General features: G+C 34.1%; 12 protein-coding genes and 1 pseudogene. 6 read left to right on the top strand and 7 right to left on the bottom strand.

The window, feature by feature from the left end; all coding sequences use genetic code 11:
* Positions 1 to 9: 9 nt before the first annotated feature.
* From BR43_RS08855 to BR43_RS08845, 3 genes are all read left to right on the top strand, one after another.
* Entirely contained in the window at positions 10 to 771 is a 762-nt protein-coding gene (locus BR43_RS08855) for a GNAT family N-acetyltransferase (protein WP_034561275.1), read from the top strand.
* 891 nt (positions 772 to 1,662) lie between these two features.
* A complete protein-coding gene (locus BR43_RS08850; RefSeq protein WP_034561272.1) occupies positions 1,663 to 2,181 on the top strand; it encodes a YehS family protein in 519 nt (172 codons plus the stop codon).
* A 35-nt stretch (positions 2,182 to 2,216) separates the two neighbouring features.
* Complete coding sequence (locus tag BR43_RS08845; protein WP_034561271.1) at positions 2,217 to 2,942, top strand: GntR family transcriptional regulator; 726 nt, start codon at positions 2,217 to 2,219, stop codon at positions 2,940 to 2,942.
* A 42-nt stretch (positions 2,943 to 2,984) separates the two neighbouring features.
* On the opposite strand, the gene BR43_RS08840 is transcribed toward BR43_RS08845, so the two are convergent.
* Positions 2,985 to 4,184 carry an enolase C-terminal domain-like protein gene (locus tag BR43_RS08840; protein WP_034561268.1) on the bottom strand — a complete coding sequence of 400 codons (1,200 nt, stop codon included), beginning with the start codon at positions 4,182 to 4,184 and terminating at the stop codon, positions 2,985 to 2,987.
* A 270-nt stretch (positions 4,185 to 4,454) separates the two neighbouring features.
* On the opposite strand from BR43_RS08840, the pseudogene BR43_RS08835 reads away from it, so the two are divergent.
* From BR43_RS08835 to BR43_RS08825, 3 genes and pseudogenes are all read left to right on the top strand, one after another.
* Positions 4,455 to 5,810: pseudogene (locus BR43_RS08835) on the top strand (PTS transporter subunit EIIC); the annotation flags it as partial.
* 377 nt (positions 5,811 to 6,187) lie between these two features.
* A complete protein-coding gene (locus BR43_RS08830) occupies positions 6,188 to 7,726 on the top strand; it encodes a flavocytochrome c (RefSeq protein ID WP_034561257.1) in 1,539 nt (512 codons plus the stop codon).
* A 568-nt stretch (positions 7,727 to 8,294) separates the two neighbouring features.
* The gene (locus BR43_RS08825; RefSeq protein ID WP_034561255.1) at positions 8,295 to 8,729 is read left to right on the top strand and encodes an NUDIX hydrolase; all 435 of its coding nucleotides are present in this window, start codon (positions 8,295 to 8,297) and stop codon (positions 8,727 to 8,729) included.
* A gap of 53 nt (positions 8,730 to 8,782) precedes the next feature.
* Here BR43_RS08825 and BR43_RS08820 read toward each other — a convergent pair whose 3' ends face one another.
* The 6 genes from BR43_RS08820 to BR43_RS08795 all read right to left on the bottom strand — a co-directional run bounded on the left by BR43_RS08820 (position 8,783) and on the right by BR43_RS08795 (position 16,162).
* Complete coding sequence (locus BR43_RS08820) at positions 8,783 to 9,559, bottom strand: HAD family hydrolase (protein ID WP_084679837.1); 777 nt, start codon at positions 9,557 to 9,559, stop codon at positions 8,783 to 8,785.
* Entirely contained in the window at positions 9,556 to 10,713 is a 1,158-nt protein-coding gene (locus tag BR43_RS08815; protein ID WP_034561254.1) for a cysteine protease StiP family protein, read from the bottom strand. The genes BR43_RS08820 and BR43_RS08815 overlap by 4 nt, the downstream gene beginning before the upstream one ends.
* A gap of 12 nt (positions 10,714 to 10,725) precedes the next feature.
* Complete coding sequence (locus BR43_RS08810) at positions 10,726 to 12,096, bottom strand: phosphoribosyltransferase family protein (RefSeq protein ID WP_034561253.1); 1,371 nt, start codon at positions 12,094 to 12,096, stop codon at positions 10,726 to 10,728.
* A 2-nt stretch (positions 12,097 to 12,098) separates the two neighbouring features.
* Positions 12,099 to 13,331 (bottom strand): HpcH/HpaI aldolase/citrate lyase family protein, encoded by a 1,233-nt coding sequence (locus BR43_RS08805; protein WP_034561252.1) that lies wholly within the window; start codon positions 13,329 to 13,331, stop codon positions 12,099 to 12,101.
* A 98-nt stretch (positions 13,332 to 13,429) separates the two neighbouring features.
* Positions 13,430 to 14,533 (bottom strand): toxic anion resistance protein, encoded by a 1,104-nt coding sequence (locus BR43_RS08800; protein ID WP_034561250.1) that lies wholly within the window; start codon positions 14,531 to 14,533, stop codon positions 13,430 to 13,432.
* A 15-nt stretch (positions 14,534 to 14,548) separates the two neighbouring features.
* On the bottom strand, positions 14,549 to 16,162 hold the full coding sequence (locus tag BR43_RS08795; protein ID WP_034561249.1) for a YceG family protein: 1,614 nt from the start codon (positions 16,160 to 16,162) through the stop codon (positions 14,549 to 14,551).
* Positions 16,163 to 16,340: the final 178 nt, after the last annotated feature.

Raw genomic sequence — 16,340 nt, 5'->3', positions numbered from 1 at the left:
GAGAAAAAAATGAAAAATATATTTTATTATGGATTTTCAAAAAAAGAAACAAATGATAGATTTGATATCTATTATGATAAAGATGCAAAACTACAATATTTTAATAATTTATTATCCTTCAATCAAAATATAAGCACTGAAGAATTAATAAAAATAGAAAAAGAGTATGTTCAACGACTTGAAAAAAATAATCAATTAAATAGTCTATTAACATTTCCTTTCAATATTCCAATTGATCCAAACATATATCGTGTCCTTTCAGAAAATGGATACGATATACAGGTACAAGAAGTCTACTCAGTTAAGCCAGAAGTTTTTTTAACTATGAATAAAGTAATAAGAGAAGATATATCTATTTCTTTTGTAAACAATAAAACTTTAACAGAAGCAGGAAAATATGGATATGAAATTGCTTTACCCTTTGGAATCAATTATGCTAATTTTAAACAAAATAATTTTATTCCAAAGCAATTTTTAGACGAAAGGACAGAAATAATTATTGCGAAATTTAATGATAAAATTATTGGTATATTATACCTTCATGAAACAGACGATTATATTGAACTTGATGGATTTAATGTAAATGAAAAATATCAGCATCAAAAAGTAGGGACAAGTATGCAAATTTTCGCAATGCAATATGCTATGAGAAAAAATGGAAAAGAAGTTTTTTTAATTTCTGATTCAGAGGATACTCCAAGAATTATGTATAAGAAGCAAGGGTATATTCTTCAAGGGTTTTACTATTATGCACAAAAAAATTTAACCTAAAAAAACAGACAAGGAGTAGTTATCCTTGTCTGTTTTTTTTATTTACTATTTGAGTTGTTAGTGAAATTCCTAGTTCTTTCTTAGTCTTTAGCATATTTGATAAGACATTGAGAAATAGTTCGGATAGTAAATAGAAAAAGCTTAGGGCAATCCCGCTAGCAATTATATATTTTAACATGGATTATCTCTCCTCTTTTTTGTTATTGAGGATGGGGCCAAGTACTTAATATATAAGTATTTTAACACGGAAATATTTTTTTATAAAGAAGCTCGTTGTTCTTTTTTATACGAATTAATGCTTATGGCTCAAAATTTCATTCTAAGTTTAGATTATATTTTTATTAAATAACGAAAAACTAGGGAATGTCTATAAGGTTTGCATAATCCCTATTTTATCAAGAACCATGACCTGTAAGGGGACATTGATCCCATGTTTTAAAGTTGATAATTTTTAAAACTTTGCAACAAAAAAATGATCATCATCATCATTTTTTTCTCGAATTCTTGGTTGGTTTCGTCCAACAAAAGGTGCATTTTCTTTTGTTCCATGAGATGCAGTTGTTGTTGCTGATTAAGTAAATTCTGTAGTTCGTCAATTTGTTTGTTTTTACATTGAGTTCCTCTTGAAGTGTAGCAATCTCTGGATCAAATGAACTGATTTGATTCGGTTCATTTGATGTGGTATCCGTTTCAAAATAGATATTTATTAATATTTGACTAGATTCACTGATTAAGGAAAAAATAAAACTTGATGGAGTTTCAGCTAATGAATAGGATTTACATTATAGAATCATAGAACACTCAATTTAGAATATGGTATACTAAACACATCCCACGCAAATTTTAACTAAATAATTTGCGTTTAAAACAGTTGACACTTGGAGGAATTAGATGAATAATAATGATCGATTAACGAGATTGCGTTATGCTTTAAATCTTAAAGATGAAGAAATGGTGGAAATATTTGCACTAAGTGATGTGGACTTGAGTAAAGATGAGGTTAGCCAAATGCTGACGAAGGTAAAGGGTAGTAATGAAAATAATGAAGATGAATTTGCTGAAAATGATTACCTGAAGAAGTGTGATAATCAAACCTTTGAGGCCTTCTTAAATGGGCTAATTACACTTAAAAGAGGTCCTAGACCTGAGAGTGCAGAAAACAATGAAAAGCCGCAAGCAATGATTAAAAATGATCGCAATGTTAATAATGTGATGCTTAAAAAGTTGAAAATTGCTCTTTCGTTAACTAGTGATGATATACTGGACATTTTGGATTCAACAGGAGTGATTCTATCAAATAGTGAATTGAGTGCTGTTTTACGTAAAGAAGGACATCGAAATTATAAAGAATGTGGCGATCGTTATGCCCGTAATTTTTTAAAAGGATTAACGTATAAATATAGAGATTAATTTGAAGCCTTAGCGATGTTGTTAGGAGGGAGTCAATGAAGAAAAAGGATTTTATTGTCCATGATTTGCTGAGTAAGATTTATCAATTTACTTTTGAAGATTTAAAATTGCCTACTGAACGTAGTCTAGCAACCCAGTATAATGTTTCACGTCATACAGTGCATGAAGCATTGAAGCGATTGAAGAATATTGGGATTATTAAAGTTGTGCAAGGCTCTGGAATTTTTATTAAGAAGAATATTCGCAATAATCCGCTTATCTATAATTCATTGACGGAGAACCCATACGAGAATATCAAATCAAAAGTCATTTATTTAGAGAAGGAATTGGCTACGCAAGAGGATCAACAAGTTTTTGGATTAGTTGGAACGGATGAAGTTTGGGTGTTTCAGCGAATTCGGATAGTGAACTATCAGATTGTCCAAGTAGAAACGTCACGGATGCCGAAAAAACTCTTTGCTCATCTAACTTTGGAGGATGTGGAGCAGTCGATTCAATCTTATGTTAAGGCGCAGAAATACAAGATTTCTCATTATTTAACTACGTATGAGCCACTATCGATTGATAAAAAGTTAGCTGAATTATTAATGCAAAAAAAAGGAACGGCAGCTATGAAGATTATCAATCGTGGTATCTTAAGTAATGGCTCTATTTTTGAAATGAGTGAAATCATTGCTCTTGATTACAAATGTACCTATATTACTCCGTTTAATGAAGAACAACATCGCTCAAGACAAATGCTATCAAAAAACAGTCGATAAACATCCTACTAAGGGTGTTTTGTCGACTGTTTTTATCTGGTTTTAGGGTGTAATAATTGTTCCATCAGGAATGCGGCTTTGAGTCCATTCATGTGGACGATACTCGATTGGGAATTGCAACGCTTTTTCTTCGTCAAAAGTCACGCCAATTCCAGCTTCTTCAAGTGGGTAGAAATAACCATTTTCTGGCTGAATAACAGGTGAGAAAACAGATTTTGTATTGTCTTTAACATCGATATTTTCTTGAATTGCCGCACTATGCAAATGAATATTTAAATGCGTATTCACTGCCATTCCAATTGGTGAAATATCGGAAGGGGTATGCCATGCGACTTGAACACCAAAGGCTTCACAAAGAGCACCGAGTTTTAATGCCGGTGTGATGCCACCAATTTGTGAAACATGACAGCGTAAAAAGTCGATTTGACGATTGATAATTAGATTTTTCCATTCCATTGGATTATTAAATAATTCCCCCGTTGCAATGGCTGTCGATGTTTGGGAACGAATTTGGCTTAACCATTCATTCTGATCTGGGGGAAGTAGATCTTCAATATAGTATGGTTGGTATTTCTCTACATTTTTAGCAAACTGAACGGCTTGATTTGGATAAAGTCGCTCATGAATATCATGTAAAATATGGAATTCATGGTTATATTTTTCACGTAAGGACTTAAACATATTTAATGTTGTAGCTGCATAGTCATCTTGATCGAAATAAGAACCGGGAGTTGGATTTTTTGTACTATGAAGGTTCGTCGGATTACCGCCATAAAAGCCTAACTGACAACGAATATGTTTGTATCCTTGAGCTAGAATATGGTCTACTTCGACATATAGATCCTCTAAGGAATCCGCTACAGCATGAGTATAGGCTGGAATAGCATCCCGTGATTTGCCGCCAAATAATTGATAAAGTGGCATATTTGCTAGTTTTCCTTTAATGTCCCAGAGTGCCATATCGACCCCAGAAACTCCATTATTAATAACTGGACCGTTACGCCAGTATGCATTTACCATCATCAAATGCCATAAGTCTTCGATATTATTCGCGTCTTTGCCAATTAAAAGCGGCTTTAGGTAATCTGCAACAATGGTTTCCACGGCTTTAGGTCGTTGCTGAAAAGTAGCGCAACCGTATCCTGTTACTTGTTTATCAGTTTCTACTTTTACAATGACTAAGTTATGTCGGTCAGGTTTTAATGTAAAGCAGGTAATATTTGTAATGATCGTTGGAGTCATAAAATAAATCCTCTTTTCTAAGTTAGTTTCCCTCTCATTGAAACATGAATATCGTTGGATAGTCAATTTGGTTTGAAAAGTTTGCATTATCTTTATAAAAACCAGTCCAATTTTTTAGTAAATTCTAAAAAAATCAGGATAAATAAAGGTTTTTTAGATGGTTTCATTCGTTTTGGTTTGTTTTTTATTTTGAATGTTCTATGCTATTATGAGTTTTGTAAACGGAAACACGTGGATTCGTAACAACTAACTACGAATAGGAGCAATGAGATGGAAAAAAATGAAGTTGTCCAAAAAATCATTTTATATGTTGGTGGACGTGAGAATATTAATAACGTATGGCATTGTATGACCAGACTTAGATTTGATTTAAAAGATGAAACACAAGTTTCAGAAGAAGAACTTAAATCCTTAGAGGGTGTAATGGGGGTTCAATTTAATCAAGATCAATTTCAAGTGATTATTGGAACGAATGTTGTGGAGTATTATAATCTGCTAGCGAATCAATTGGAACTATCAATTACTGAAGCAGAACCGGTTGATAAAAAGAAGAAAAGCTTTGTTTCTATGTTTATGGATACGGTATCAGGAGTATTTGGTCCGATTGTTCCGGCTATTGCAGGAGCAGGGATGATTAAAGGATTGATTGCCGGATTAACAGCTTTAAACGTTATCTCAGCCACCAGTGATACGGTGCGAATTATTGATATGATTGCCAGCGGAGTTTTTGTCTTCTTGCCATTTTTCTTAGCCGCTTCAGCAGCAAAAATATTTAAAACAAATCAATATTTAGCTATTGCGATTGCGTCAATTATTATGTATCCGACTTTAGTAGATGCTGCAAAATTAGGAGAAGTATCCGCATTTCACTTCTTAGAGCTGATTCCAATTCCTGTTTTTAATTATTCTGGAACAGTTATTCCGATTATTTTCTCCGTGTGGTTGATGGGGTACGTTTTTCGATTGGTTGATCGGTATATGCCAGAAGTACTTAGAACGGTTTTTACTCCAACCTTAACTTTATTTATTTCAGGTTTTTTAGCTTTGACGGTAGTCGGACCAATTGGAATTCATCTAGGAAATGGCTTAGCTTGGGTAATTCAGTTGTTATTTGATATTTCACCAGTTTTAGCAGGTGTTGTTGTTGGAGCCATTCGACCAATTGCCATTTTAACTGGGATGCATCATGCGATGACGCCGATTGCGTTACAAAATTTTGCTAATCAAGGTTACGATATGTTGATGCCAATGATGTTTATGGCAAATATGTCAATTACTGGAGCAACGTTAGCGATGTATTTTAAGACAAATGATAAAAAAGAACGTTCGATTATTATTTCAGCGGTAGTTTCTGGTTTATTAGGAATTACAGAACCAGCCTTGTTCGGGGTTTTAACAAAATATAAAAAGGCCTTTATTGCCGCAACAATCGGGAGTTCAGTAGCATCAGCATTTATTAGTTTCTTCGGAGTTCGATTGTATGGTTATATTTTATCAAGTATTTTTAGTTTGCCAGCTTATATTGGACCTTACTTTATTTATGCCCTTCTAGGAATTACTCTAGCGTTAGTAACTTCGTTTACTCTGGGTTATGTTTTAGTTGGAAAGTCGGTAGAAGAGAATAATTGATAGCGATACCAAAAAATAGTGAGTGTGGTTCTTAAAAATTTAAATCAAAAGTATTTTTTTATTGTATGTATAAGAATTGGTTTTAAAAATAAGCCGTTTTGTTAACAAACAAAATAGGCTTATTCTTTTGTAATCTGCTTTTTGGAGTTAAGCAGTTGGTTTATTTCACAAAAATTAGAAGAGTATGAATGTTTGGTTAAATCAGAATAATTTTTTTGAAATAAGCGAATTATCTAGCAGAAATCAGTGATTTAGCATTGCGACAGTTAATGGAATCTGGTATGATAAACCAGTAATAATTGTTCATTAATTCACAAATGTAAAAAGCTTTTTATTTTTGAATAACGAACAAAAAAACTTGGAGGTTTTAGATCATGAAAAAAAGATTTTTTGCTATGTTTGTCATGGTGTGTGCAGTACTACTTGTTGTTGCTGGTTGTGGTGGCGGAAGTGGGAAAGATAAAGAATCAAGCAAAGCTTCATCATCAAAAGGAGAAAAAGAATCTTCTGAAACACTTTCTGGTGCATCAGAAGCTACTAGTTATACAGCGTTAGATCAACTTAAAGATAAATACGATATCGTTATCGTTGGAGCAGGTGGAGCAGGAATGTCAGCCGCTCTTGAAGCAAAAGAAAAAGGTATGAACCCTGTCATTTTTGAAAAAATGCCAATTGCAGGTGGAAATACAATGAAAGCTTCATCAGGAATGAATGCTTCAGAAACAAAATTCCAAACTGAACAAGGAATCAAAGATAGTAATGATTTATTTTATGAAGAAACCTTAAAAGGTGGACATGGTACTAATGATAAAGAAATGTTGCGTTTCTTCGTAGATCATTCAGCTAGCGCAATTGATTGGTTAGATACTAAAGGAATTCGTTTAAACAATATCACAATTACAGGTGGTATGAGTGAAAAACGTACACATAGACCAGAAGATGGTTCAGCTGTTGGACAATATTTAGTTGCTGGTTTAGTTCGTAATGTACAAGAAGAAAAAATTCCATTATTTGTAAATGCAGATGTTAAAGAAGTTATTGAAAAAGATGGAAAAACAACGGGTGTCAAAGTTGTGTTTGATGGGAAAGATGAAAAAACCGTTAGTTCAAATGCCGTTGTTGTAACAACAGGTGGATTTGGTGCAAACTTAGAAATGATTAGTGAAATTAATCCTGATCTTAAAGGTTATGTAACAACAAACCAAGAAGGTAGCCAAGGCGATGGAATTAAAATGATTGAAAAAGCTGGTGGAACTACAGTGGATATGAACGAAATTCAAATTCACCCAACTGTTCAACAAGAGAAATCTTATTTAATCGGTGAAGTGGTTCGTGGTGAAGGAGCTATCTTAGTATCTTCAACAGGTGAACGTTTTGTAAATGAATTAGATACACGTGATGTCGTTTCTAAAGCCGTAAATGAAACACCAGATAAATTTGCCTATCTAATCTTTGATGCTGGTGTTAAAGAAAGAGCTACTGCAATTGCTCAGTATGAAAAACAAGGTTTTGTTGTAGAAGGTAAAACAATTGCTGACTTAGCTAAAGAACTTTCAGTTCCAAGTGATGCATTAGAAGCTACTGTATCAAAATGGAATGAAAATGTTGCGGCGAAATCAGATGCTGATTTTGGTAGAAAAACAGGTATGGATAACGATCTTTCAAAAGGTCCATATTATGCAATCAAAATTGCACCGGGAATCCATTATACAATGGGTGGCGTAAAAATTAACACAAATACAGAAGTGCTGAATAAAGAAGGTCAACCAATTACTGGGCTATTTGCAGCCGGTGAAGTAGTTGGAGGATTACACGGTGGAAATCGTATTGGTGGAAACTCTGTTGCAGAGATCATTATCTTTGGTCGTCAAGCTGGAGAAAAATCTGCTGAGTTTGTTGAATCAGCTAAATAAGAAGGTTAGAAACTGACGAGAATTTTTCTTCGTCAGTTTTTTTTGATTATATTGTTATAGAATACTTGTCTTTTAATAAAAATATTAAGTAAATAATAATGAATTTAAATAGTTTTTTCTAATTGTTTTTGACTAAATAAATTATCAATAATGACAATGTTAACTCATATTTAATCAAGGAAATAGATTAAATATTCTTTTGAAGTTGCCTGTTTATTGAGTTAAAATAACGAAATTGTATAGATATTTCTAAATTTTAAAATGAAATGAATCCACTTTCAAATTAGCAGTTTTTTAGCGGGATTTATTTTTTGAAATCAATTTTTTTAATCTAACATTTTTGTAAGCCTTGATATTATTTGGTTTTTTTGAAGTATAATCGTAGAAAGGTTGTTTTTTATTATAAACATATGAAAAAATTAGTTTTTTTAATAAAACGATAAGTTATTATGTTAAAATATAACGTTGTCTTAATTATTTCAGATGTGAAAATAAAAATATAAATCTAATTTATTTATTAATAAAATAACAGGTATATTACTAGGTATAGAAAAGGAAGGGCTTATGTATGGAAATAAAAAATAGTATTGAGTGTTGGATTTATCACTACAAAATGAAAAAATTTTTAATGTTGTCTATTGAAGAAGAGAATACGCTTTTTTGGAAGCCAGTTAGTGGGGACGTCGTGGGGGACGAAACACCTCTTGTGGCAACGAAGCGTGCAGTTCAGAAAGAAATCCAATTGAAAGTGAATGTAACTAAAACGTTCTACTTATGTAAACAGCAATTAAAGAAAGAATCTGCGCCTGTCATCAATAAAAATGTCTATGTCAGCCTGACGGATATTCAATCTGTCTCAATTTCTAAGAGTTATCTTGAAAGTAAATGGCTAACTGCTGATGAAGTAAAGGCTTTACCCTTCTATAAAAAAAATCAAGAGAATTTTGAAAAAGTTCAAGCCTATCTAAAGAGTTTGAAATTAATGAGCTTTGACCGTAATTAAACTCTAGATTAAAAACCGTCCTAACCCCATTATTTTGGAGGTTAGGACGGTTTTTAATCTAGAAAGGCTTGAATGGATTTAAATGAATACGGTGTGTTTCGTAGTTTAAAATGCAGGCTATCAGCTATTCCAAAGTAAAGATAGTTCTCTTGTTGAAGCAACATGTGATAGTCCATAGTTGTATCTCCCATAGCCAATGTTTTATGGATTTTGATATCCTGAGATGACCATTCTTTTTTGAGTTTTTTAATAGCATTTTCTTTAGACAAAGGAATAGGCAGTACATAGAGCTTTTTATGTTGAAAATAAGCATGCCAGTTTAAAGGCTGCAATAGCTGGTTTACTTCTCGAATTCGTTCAGATTCCCAAATACGTTCAACGACTAACAGACAAAAATAGAGTGTATCAATTTGCTTGATTTTGCGAATGAACTCAGCTGGAACGAATTGTTTTACAACCGTCAATGCATCGCTAGCTACTTTTAATTCATTTGCTAAGGATAGACGAATGTCTTGATGCCAAGATTCATCTAATTGTCCAAAGCGGTAAAGATTGCCGCCATTGCTAGTGAGTGCGTAAGGCAAATTAAAGACAGCTAAACCGGTTTCTAAACGTTGATATTGCTCAGTGGAGCGGGTGGTAACAGGAATCAGATAATTATTGATTGACCAATTTGCTAGATAAGCCCATGTTTGACGTTCCATATACCCATGCTGTCCATTTGAATAGGTTTCAATAATTTCGCAATTTTCATCAGATAAATCCGCTGGTAATGAGTTTTTAGAAAAAAGAATAGTTCCGTCTAGATCAGTAAAGAGAACTTTTTTCATACTTCTTTCTCTCCAGCTTGTTGTTTAATTAAGCCGCAGCATGAGTAGGGCATATTATGATACTCTTCAACAGGAACGTGTAGTTCTTTTGCTAGTAATAAAATATGCCGCAAATCGTTTTTACGTTCAGGATTAATCAATAATTTTTCTGGTACTCGACGCAGTAACACACGGGTAGTTTCTCCAACCCCAGGTTTAATGAAATGAATGCTGTCATAATGAAAATCAATTTTCATTTGTTCAATGGCCTTCATACCAGCCCAATCAGGAATTTCATCGGGATCCCAGCTAGCTAAGCTTTTAGCAATTTGTTCCTCAATCTCAGTTTGATTTTGACGAAAAGCTTCCATAATGGCGTCAACATAGTCGTTGGATAAATCTAAGTCTTCAAATTCTTGATAATATTTAGCGCCATGGACTTCTCCAGGCTTAATGAAATGTTCATTCAAAACAGTGCGGCTAACTAATCCTGAAACAGTTGAATTTAAGCATGCGCTTGGAATCAGAAAGTCATCTCTAGTCCCAAAAAGGGTCGTACAGCTACCGGTATCAGCTAGGACGGCTAATTTATCAGAAAGAGGCTGGCTTAGCTGGTGAGCTTGATTATACTGCATACAGGCTTCGGTTAATTCTTTTGTAATGGCACCTTTGCCAGTCCAGCCATCGATAAATTGAATATCAGCAGTTGCGGATTGTTGATAAATATAATCTAAAGCCACTTCATCAATGCCGCGTCCACGAATAATCGAGATAGAATAATGGGGAATATCTACGTGATAGACGAATTTAAAATAACGTTTAACGAGAACGCCAATCGGTGTGCCTGCACGAGCTAAGCTGACTAACACAAGATTAGCAAAGACTTGATCTAAATCATCATTGTAATTTTTTAGTTTATCAGTAATAATTTTTTCTGCAACAATTCCAACAGATAAAGCAATACGTGTCGCGGAATCTGCCAAGGTTTCTTTGAATAAAGCTATATATTCAGCAGTTGGTTGATATTCAACAGGTAGCATCTCTGAATAATGAATCCCAGACTGAATCAGTTTTTCTCGTTCAGCAGTAGCGATTTCAGCAACATTTTTGCTAATATCCTGTAAAAGAAAAATAACATCATCATCAGAATAACTTCCCTTAATAAATGGTTTCATACAGATCAGCTCCTAATAGTTTTGTGAACGATAAAGTGTATTTGTGGAAAAATCTAAGAAATAAAGGTTAGTTGCTTTACAAGTGGCTAATTGTTGATTTAATTCCATTAATCCAGTTTTATCTAAAATGCGTTCTAGCATAACGAAGATATCTTGATAATGATTTTCTGGAATCGTATAAACAAAGTTTCTTGCCCCAGGTTGTTCAATTCCTGAAAAACTTCTCTTGTTAAAAATAGGGTAATTTGGTAAGGAACGGCTTAAAATAGGGCTTCTTGTTGTAGCATGAAAAAAGACCTGTTCGCCCATAAAGCTAGCAATCCGCATAGGCAAATACATAAATTCTCCAGTTCCTAGAACTAAACAATTGCCAGCCGTTCGTATTTCCTGCAGATAATTTCCAAGACGTTCTATTTTTTCAAGAATAACATAGTTTTGTTGATTGTTTATTCCAAAACGTCCAGTGGCTTCCAAATAAGGCAAGTTCACAGCAACGTCATTTGCACTTCCAAGTTGAATTTTAGGGAAATTCCATAAATTTTGCTGTTCAATCAAGGTTGGCTGTAATTGACTAGTTAAATCAGCGGCAGTCACTAAAGACTCTTCTGTCAAAGAAGTAGGCTGACCGATTTCAGTTACTAAACCTTTTAACAGAGCGTATTCCTTAATGGTGATTTCTAATTCTTGTTCCAAGTCACGAACTGCTTGCTGATGGGATTCATTACGCCAGTCCAAAATAGAAATAATTGAAAAAATTTTTTTATGAGGAAATGCTCTGACGATATCGCGAATAATATTTAAATTTGTCTTTCCAGTAGTCACTTCATCATCCACTAAAATAATCTCGTTTGTATGTTGAAAAAAGCTTGGATCACTAGCATAAACTTTATGAGCAGTGGCGTGACTATGCTCCTCTTCAAAAGAAAGCAACGGTGCAATATCTTCGCCTAGTTGTTCTCGAGTTGTGTGAATATATGTTGCAGGTGAGGCAAAGCTTTCAAAAAAAGCTTGTCCCAATGCGGTTGCTGTTTCACAAAAGCCAATAATAGTGACCGGTTTACTAAGATTTATCTGTGGCAAGTCCGCCTGATTAAAATTAAATGGTGCATCAATCTGATTTAATGTTTCACGGATGACGGCTTGTTGTTCTTGATAACAGTCACCATAAATCAAAGCTAAAGCACGTCCAACTAGTAAAGGAATTGCTGGGTTGACAGGCAAATGCTTCCCTAAAACAGGACTCACAAAAAGAAAATTGCGTTTTTTGTTGATGCGAGCCGCCATTCTAAATAAAGCCGTTGGTTCAATTTGAAATGGATTTTCTGTAAGGGTTACTTGGATATCCAGACCTTCGGCGACTGTATAAATCTGTTGTTTACTCATGTTTAATCCTCACTTAAATATTCTGCAATTAATAAATCGACAAAGTCTTTTTCATCGTTAAAAACACCATAAATTTCAGCTCGTCGCATGACTTGATTAGCCCAAAGTAAATGCGGTTTGACTTCATTCATTTTATTTCCTTTTTCACTTTTGAAAACGCCAACCTCGCCATTGGTACTATCTAGTATGCGTTTCGCATCGTAATATTCTTCTTTTGGTACAACCAATTGACTATTAACAGGGACAATATGAGTGGGATGAATACACGTTTTTCCCATAATCCCATTTTGTTTATCAAACATAACCTCATGAATCAGACCATCATTTGCTTCAGAAATTAAGGACTTGCGAATCAGTTGTCCGTCTTTTCCTAGCTTATCTGCGAAAGGCGTTTCCCGCAAAAGTGGTTTTAACATTCGAGGACGTTTGCTGAAAAATTCCCACACACAGCCTGTCACAACAAAGCGGCGATCCATTGTAAAATAATTCAAGACATCTGTCATAAAATCACGCATTACAGAAACATCATAAATAGTAGAATCAATACTACGGCGTACACCAAATAAACCGCACATATCGGTAGCACCTAATCGAATAGCTAAAACATATTTCTCGATTTCAGGCTGAGTCAAATAATCATAAAGCTGATTTAATTCCTGTTCTCTAGTGCGACGAATCATAAGGTTTTTTGATTCTAAAATAGGCATTCCCCACAGCCAAGTTCCGGCTTTTTGGGAAACCTCAATTAAGCTAGTAAAATAACCTTCAATGCTTTCGTTATCCGCCTTGGGCATAGCGAATCCATTAATTATTTTTATGAGTGTTCCCAGTTTTTCGCTAAAAGCACGTAGATGTTCCGGCGTGCGGATTCGGACAAATAAAGCAGGATTATTGGCTTGTTCTGCAGAAGTTTGAGTTGAAAAATGTTCTTGGATTAAAGTCAGTTGTTCTATTAAATTGGCTTCCGCAACATCTAAACTCATATCGCCAATACTGTCTTCTAAACAAAGGATATAAGTAGTCGCTGAATAACGTTGAGTGATAATTAATTTGGCAATATCTTCTCTGTTTCCCGGCATATACATAGCTGCTCCAAGAGCATTTGCAAGTAGTGCTTTATCATATTTTGAAGAGTGTGTCGTTAAATCAGGAGCATGGCTAATTTTAATAGTTTGAGGTTCCTTGTAGAAAATAGTTTCTTTATCTTGCGCAGTTAAATAATTAAAATGTTTCATGATATGTGCCTCCATTCGTCCGATTCATTAAAGTAAAGAAGCTGATGCCTAGTCTAAACCGACAACATCAACTTCTTATAGGGTTCTTTTTTTACTGTTTACATTTTATGCTTTTGTGCTTCATAGTCTGTTTGTAGTTCAAGCAGGCGTTTTCTACCAGCTTCGCGTTCAACAATATTTTGAGCTTCGATTTGTTTCGTTTCTTCAAGACCATTCATAATGGTACTCCAAGTTTGTTCCATTGTTTCAATCTTGATACTTGGTGCGCCAGATAATTTCGCAATTTCAATGCTGTTTTGTGAAATGTTTTGAGCGTTTTTCAATAACATTTCATTTGTGCGATTGTCTAGTTCAGTCATAGCTTCAGCCGTCATTTTTTGTTGTTTAATGGCAACTGCCTGAATCAAAGCACTCTTAAATACTGGAATCGTAATAACAAAGGCAGAGTTGATTTTTCCGATTAAGCGAACATTCCCTTTTTGTAGCATATCGATTTGTGGACCGGTTTGTAATGAAACTTGCTTCGCCATTTCTAAATCATAGATGCGTTGTTCAATCATTTCTAAAGCGGCCGTCATTTTACTTAACTCAATGCCAGCCATCTGTTCGCCATTGTTTACTCGTGTTTGTAATTGAGGAATGGTATTGTTTCTTAGGTTCTCAGCGATTAATTCACCTGCAGCGATATATTTTTCTAATTCAAGATAATAGCGAATATTTTCTTCAGCTAGCTGATTTAGCATATGCACATTATTTTTCATTTTAACTTCATATTTTTTGATTTCAGTATAAACGACTTCGATTTCGCCGCCCATCGTTTGGTATTTAGCCATGATTGCTGCCATGACATCTTTCCCTTTACCGAAAAGCTTGCCTAGGAACCCTTTCTTTTCTTCAGTAAAATCTTCTGGTTCAAATTTATCCATGATTTTGCCAAGTTGAGTCAACATAACCGTTGATTTTTGTGTTTCTGCGACACTCATATTGTTTAAAATACGACCTGAGAATTGTGAAATGCCTTCCGCAGGCTCTTTTCCGAATTCTAAAATTGAGATTTGATCTTTAATGTCAATGTTTCCGCTGATATTGATTACTTCTGGTAACGTTTTTAATTGTTCTTTTTGAGCTTCTGCTTGAGACAATTTTTTCTCAACACTAACGACTTCAACTTCTACTAATTCATTCATATCTTGGTTTTCCATTTTATTAGGCTCCTTTTATTTAACAAATTTATTAAAGATTGATTTTAGTGCAGTTGTTCCTTTGGCGCTAGTCTGGAATGTTTCATTAAAGCTAACTTCGTCCAGCCAGTGACTATCAAATTTACTAGCTTCAATATAAAGCTCAATATCATTTTGTCCCGTTGGATTGTAGATGACAATATCAAATCCAATTTCATTTAAAATTAATAACAAAGCAGCATCTGATCTAGTGAAAATACCACTATTGCCGTCATTATAAATCATTATTTTAGGAATGTCTTGGGCGTAATCAAACTGCTGCAGTAATTTTGTAATTACAGGTGGGATATTCATTGCTTGAGAGAAAAGATAAAGTTGGATATCTTCCTTCGTTTCTTTTCCTTGTGGCAAAAAATCAGCCTTTTCAACACAACGGCTAATTCCGCTAGCTAAAGCTAACTGCATTCCTTTTGATACTTCTTTATGCAACCACCAATTCGACTCAATGATTTTTTCTGGATTTAAGCGTCCATTTTCTAAGGCGAATTGATAATGAAATTTCTGATTTCCTTTAATCTCTGGCTTAATCGGAAAAGTTCTGATGACTTCAACTAACGAAGTGCTTTGTTTTAATTCATAAAAATCTTGCCAATATTTAGTGCGATCTGTAGAAATACCCAAGACTTTTGAGAATAAAGTAGGAATCTCAACAAGTTCGTTTTTCACTTTGAAGTTCGGGCGAACAAAGGCTTTTTCCTTCCCAATAATGCGGATTTCATCATAGGTAGTTTGCAAGGTAATACTTTCTGGCAAATACTCTCTTAATTGAAAAGGTTTTAATAATAAGCTACCATCGGAATTCATAATTTTGTTCAATTCCATGGATGCTTTTCTAGCAGTTGTCGATTTTCTTGTTGGTTTTTCAGTAGGAAAAGGTTCTAAGGGCATTTCACTTGGATACTCAAAAGTTGGAATAGTAATTCCTTTTAAGTCCTTGAAAATATTGTTCTTCTCGCTATTGAAAACTAACACATCAAAGCCAAGCAAATACAGTAAAATCAGAAAATAAACCTCACTTTTTGAAGCCGCCCCATACCAAATCACTTGAGGGATTTCATTTGGAAAGTCAATTGCTTGCAACCATTTGTCAATATAATTAAAGCCCCATTTGATACAGTCAACGACAACGCGTCTGAAATCTGGATGCAATAAACCACCATTATTTTCTGAAAAAATTGTGATTAAATCAATAAATTTCAAAGTTAAATAACGGTAATGGTCTGGATGGTTTTTCAAAGGTAGCAAATTATTTCCCTGCATAAATGCAACAAAACGATTTGGACTTAGCCCTTTTTGTTCCTGGTGAGTATTGAACAGTTTTTGGATACCTTGGAATACTTGATTATCAATTTGTTTGTCTAAATTTCCGTTTAATAAATGAATTTTTGAATGGTCGGCATACACTAAATCATATAGCCATTCGTTATAACTGAATTCATCTAAAGGAACACCCAAAATAACGCCATATATTTGTGGGTAACTAATCTCGTCAGTTGATTTTTCAAATCCAATCCTTGTAGAGACGGGAATAGGGAACTCTACCTGCCAATCAATTTGGTTAATATTTTGAGGAATCGGACGTAATTCCATAACATAATCCACCTCAACTTTTTGTTAGTTTTTTCATAATAACTTCAGTTTTAAACAATAAATATACGGAATATTAGAATACAAAATAAACTTGAATATGATATAATCAAAGTATATCCAATACATACAAACTAATCAACAAAAATTATATTTCCATAAGCTTGATTAGAGATGTAGG

Origin of the sequence: Carnobacterium gallinarum DSM 4847, assembly GCF_000744375.1 — a bacterium.
In the GTDB taxonomy this organism is placed as follows: Bacteria; Bacillota; Bacilli; order Lactobacillales; family Carnobacteriaceae; genus Carnobacterium; species Carnobacterium gallinarum.
Note: the sequence above shows the minus strand (reverse complement) of the source record. Positions and strands in the feature narration are given on the sequence as shown.

Bases quoted from the DNA above. Each gene is read 5' to 3' on its own strand.
- BR43_RS08840 (WP_034561268.1), bottom strand. From the start codon at position 4,184: ATGACTCCAACGATCATTACAAATATTACCTGCTTTACATTAAAACCT.
- BR43_RS08845 (WP_034561271.1), top strand. From the start codon at position 2,217: ATGAAGAAAAAGGATTTTATTGTCCATGATTTGCTGAGTAAGATTTAT.
- BR43_RS08810 (WP_034561253.1), bottom strand. From the start codon at position 12,096: ATGAGTAAACAACAGATTTATACAGTCGCCGAAGGTCTGGATATCCAA.
- BR43_RS08805 (WP_034561252.1), bottom strand. From the start codon at position 13,331: ATGAAACATTTTAATTATTTAACTGCGCAAGATAAAGAAACTATTTTC.
- BR43_RS08855 (WP_034561275.1), top strand. From the start codon at position 10: ATGAAAAATATATTTTATTATGGATTTTCAAAAAAAGAAACAAATGAT.
- BR43_RS08820 (WP_084679837.1), bottom strand. From the start codon at position 9,559: ATGAAAAAAGTTCTCTTTACTGATCTAGACGGAACTATTCTTTTTTCT.
- BR43_RS08830 (WP_034561257.1), top strand. From the start codon at position 6,188: ATGAAAAAAAGATTTTTTGCTATGTTTGTCATGGTGTGTGCAGTACTA.
- BR43_RS08825 (WP_034561255.1), top strand. From the start codon at position 8,295: ATGGAAATAAAAAATAGTATTGAGTGTTGGATTTATCACTACAAAATG.
- BR43_RS08815 (WP_034561254.1), bottom strand. From the start codon at position 10,713: ATGAAACCATTTATTAAGGGAAGTTATTCTGATGATGATGTTATTTTT.
- BR43_RS08795 (WP_034561249.1), bottom strand. From the start codon at position 16,162: ATGGAATTACGTCCGATTCCTCAAAATATTAACCAAATTGATTGGCAG.
- BR43_RS08800 (WP_034561250.1), bottom strand. From the start codon at position 14,533: ATGGAAAACCAAGATATGAATGAATTAGTAGAAGTTGAAGTCGTTAGT.
- BR43_RS08850 (WP_034561272.1), top strand. From the start codon at position 1,663: ATGAATAATAATGATCGATTAACGAGATTGCGTTATGCTTTAAATCTT.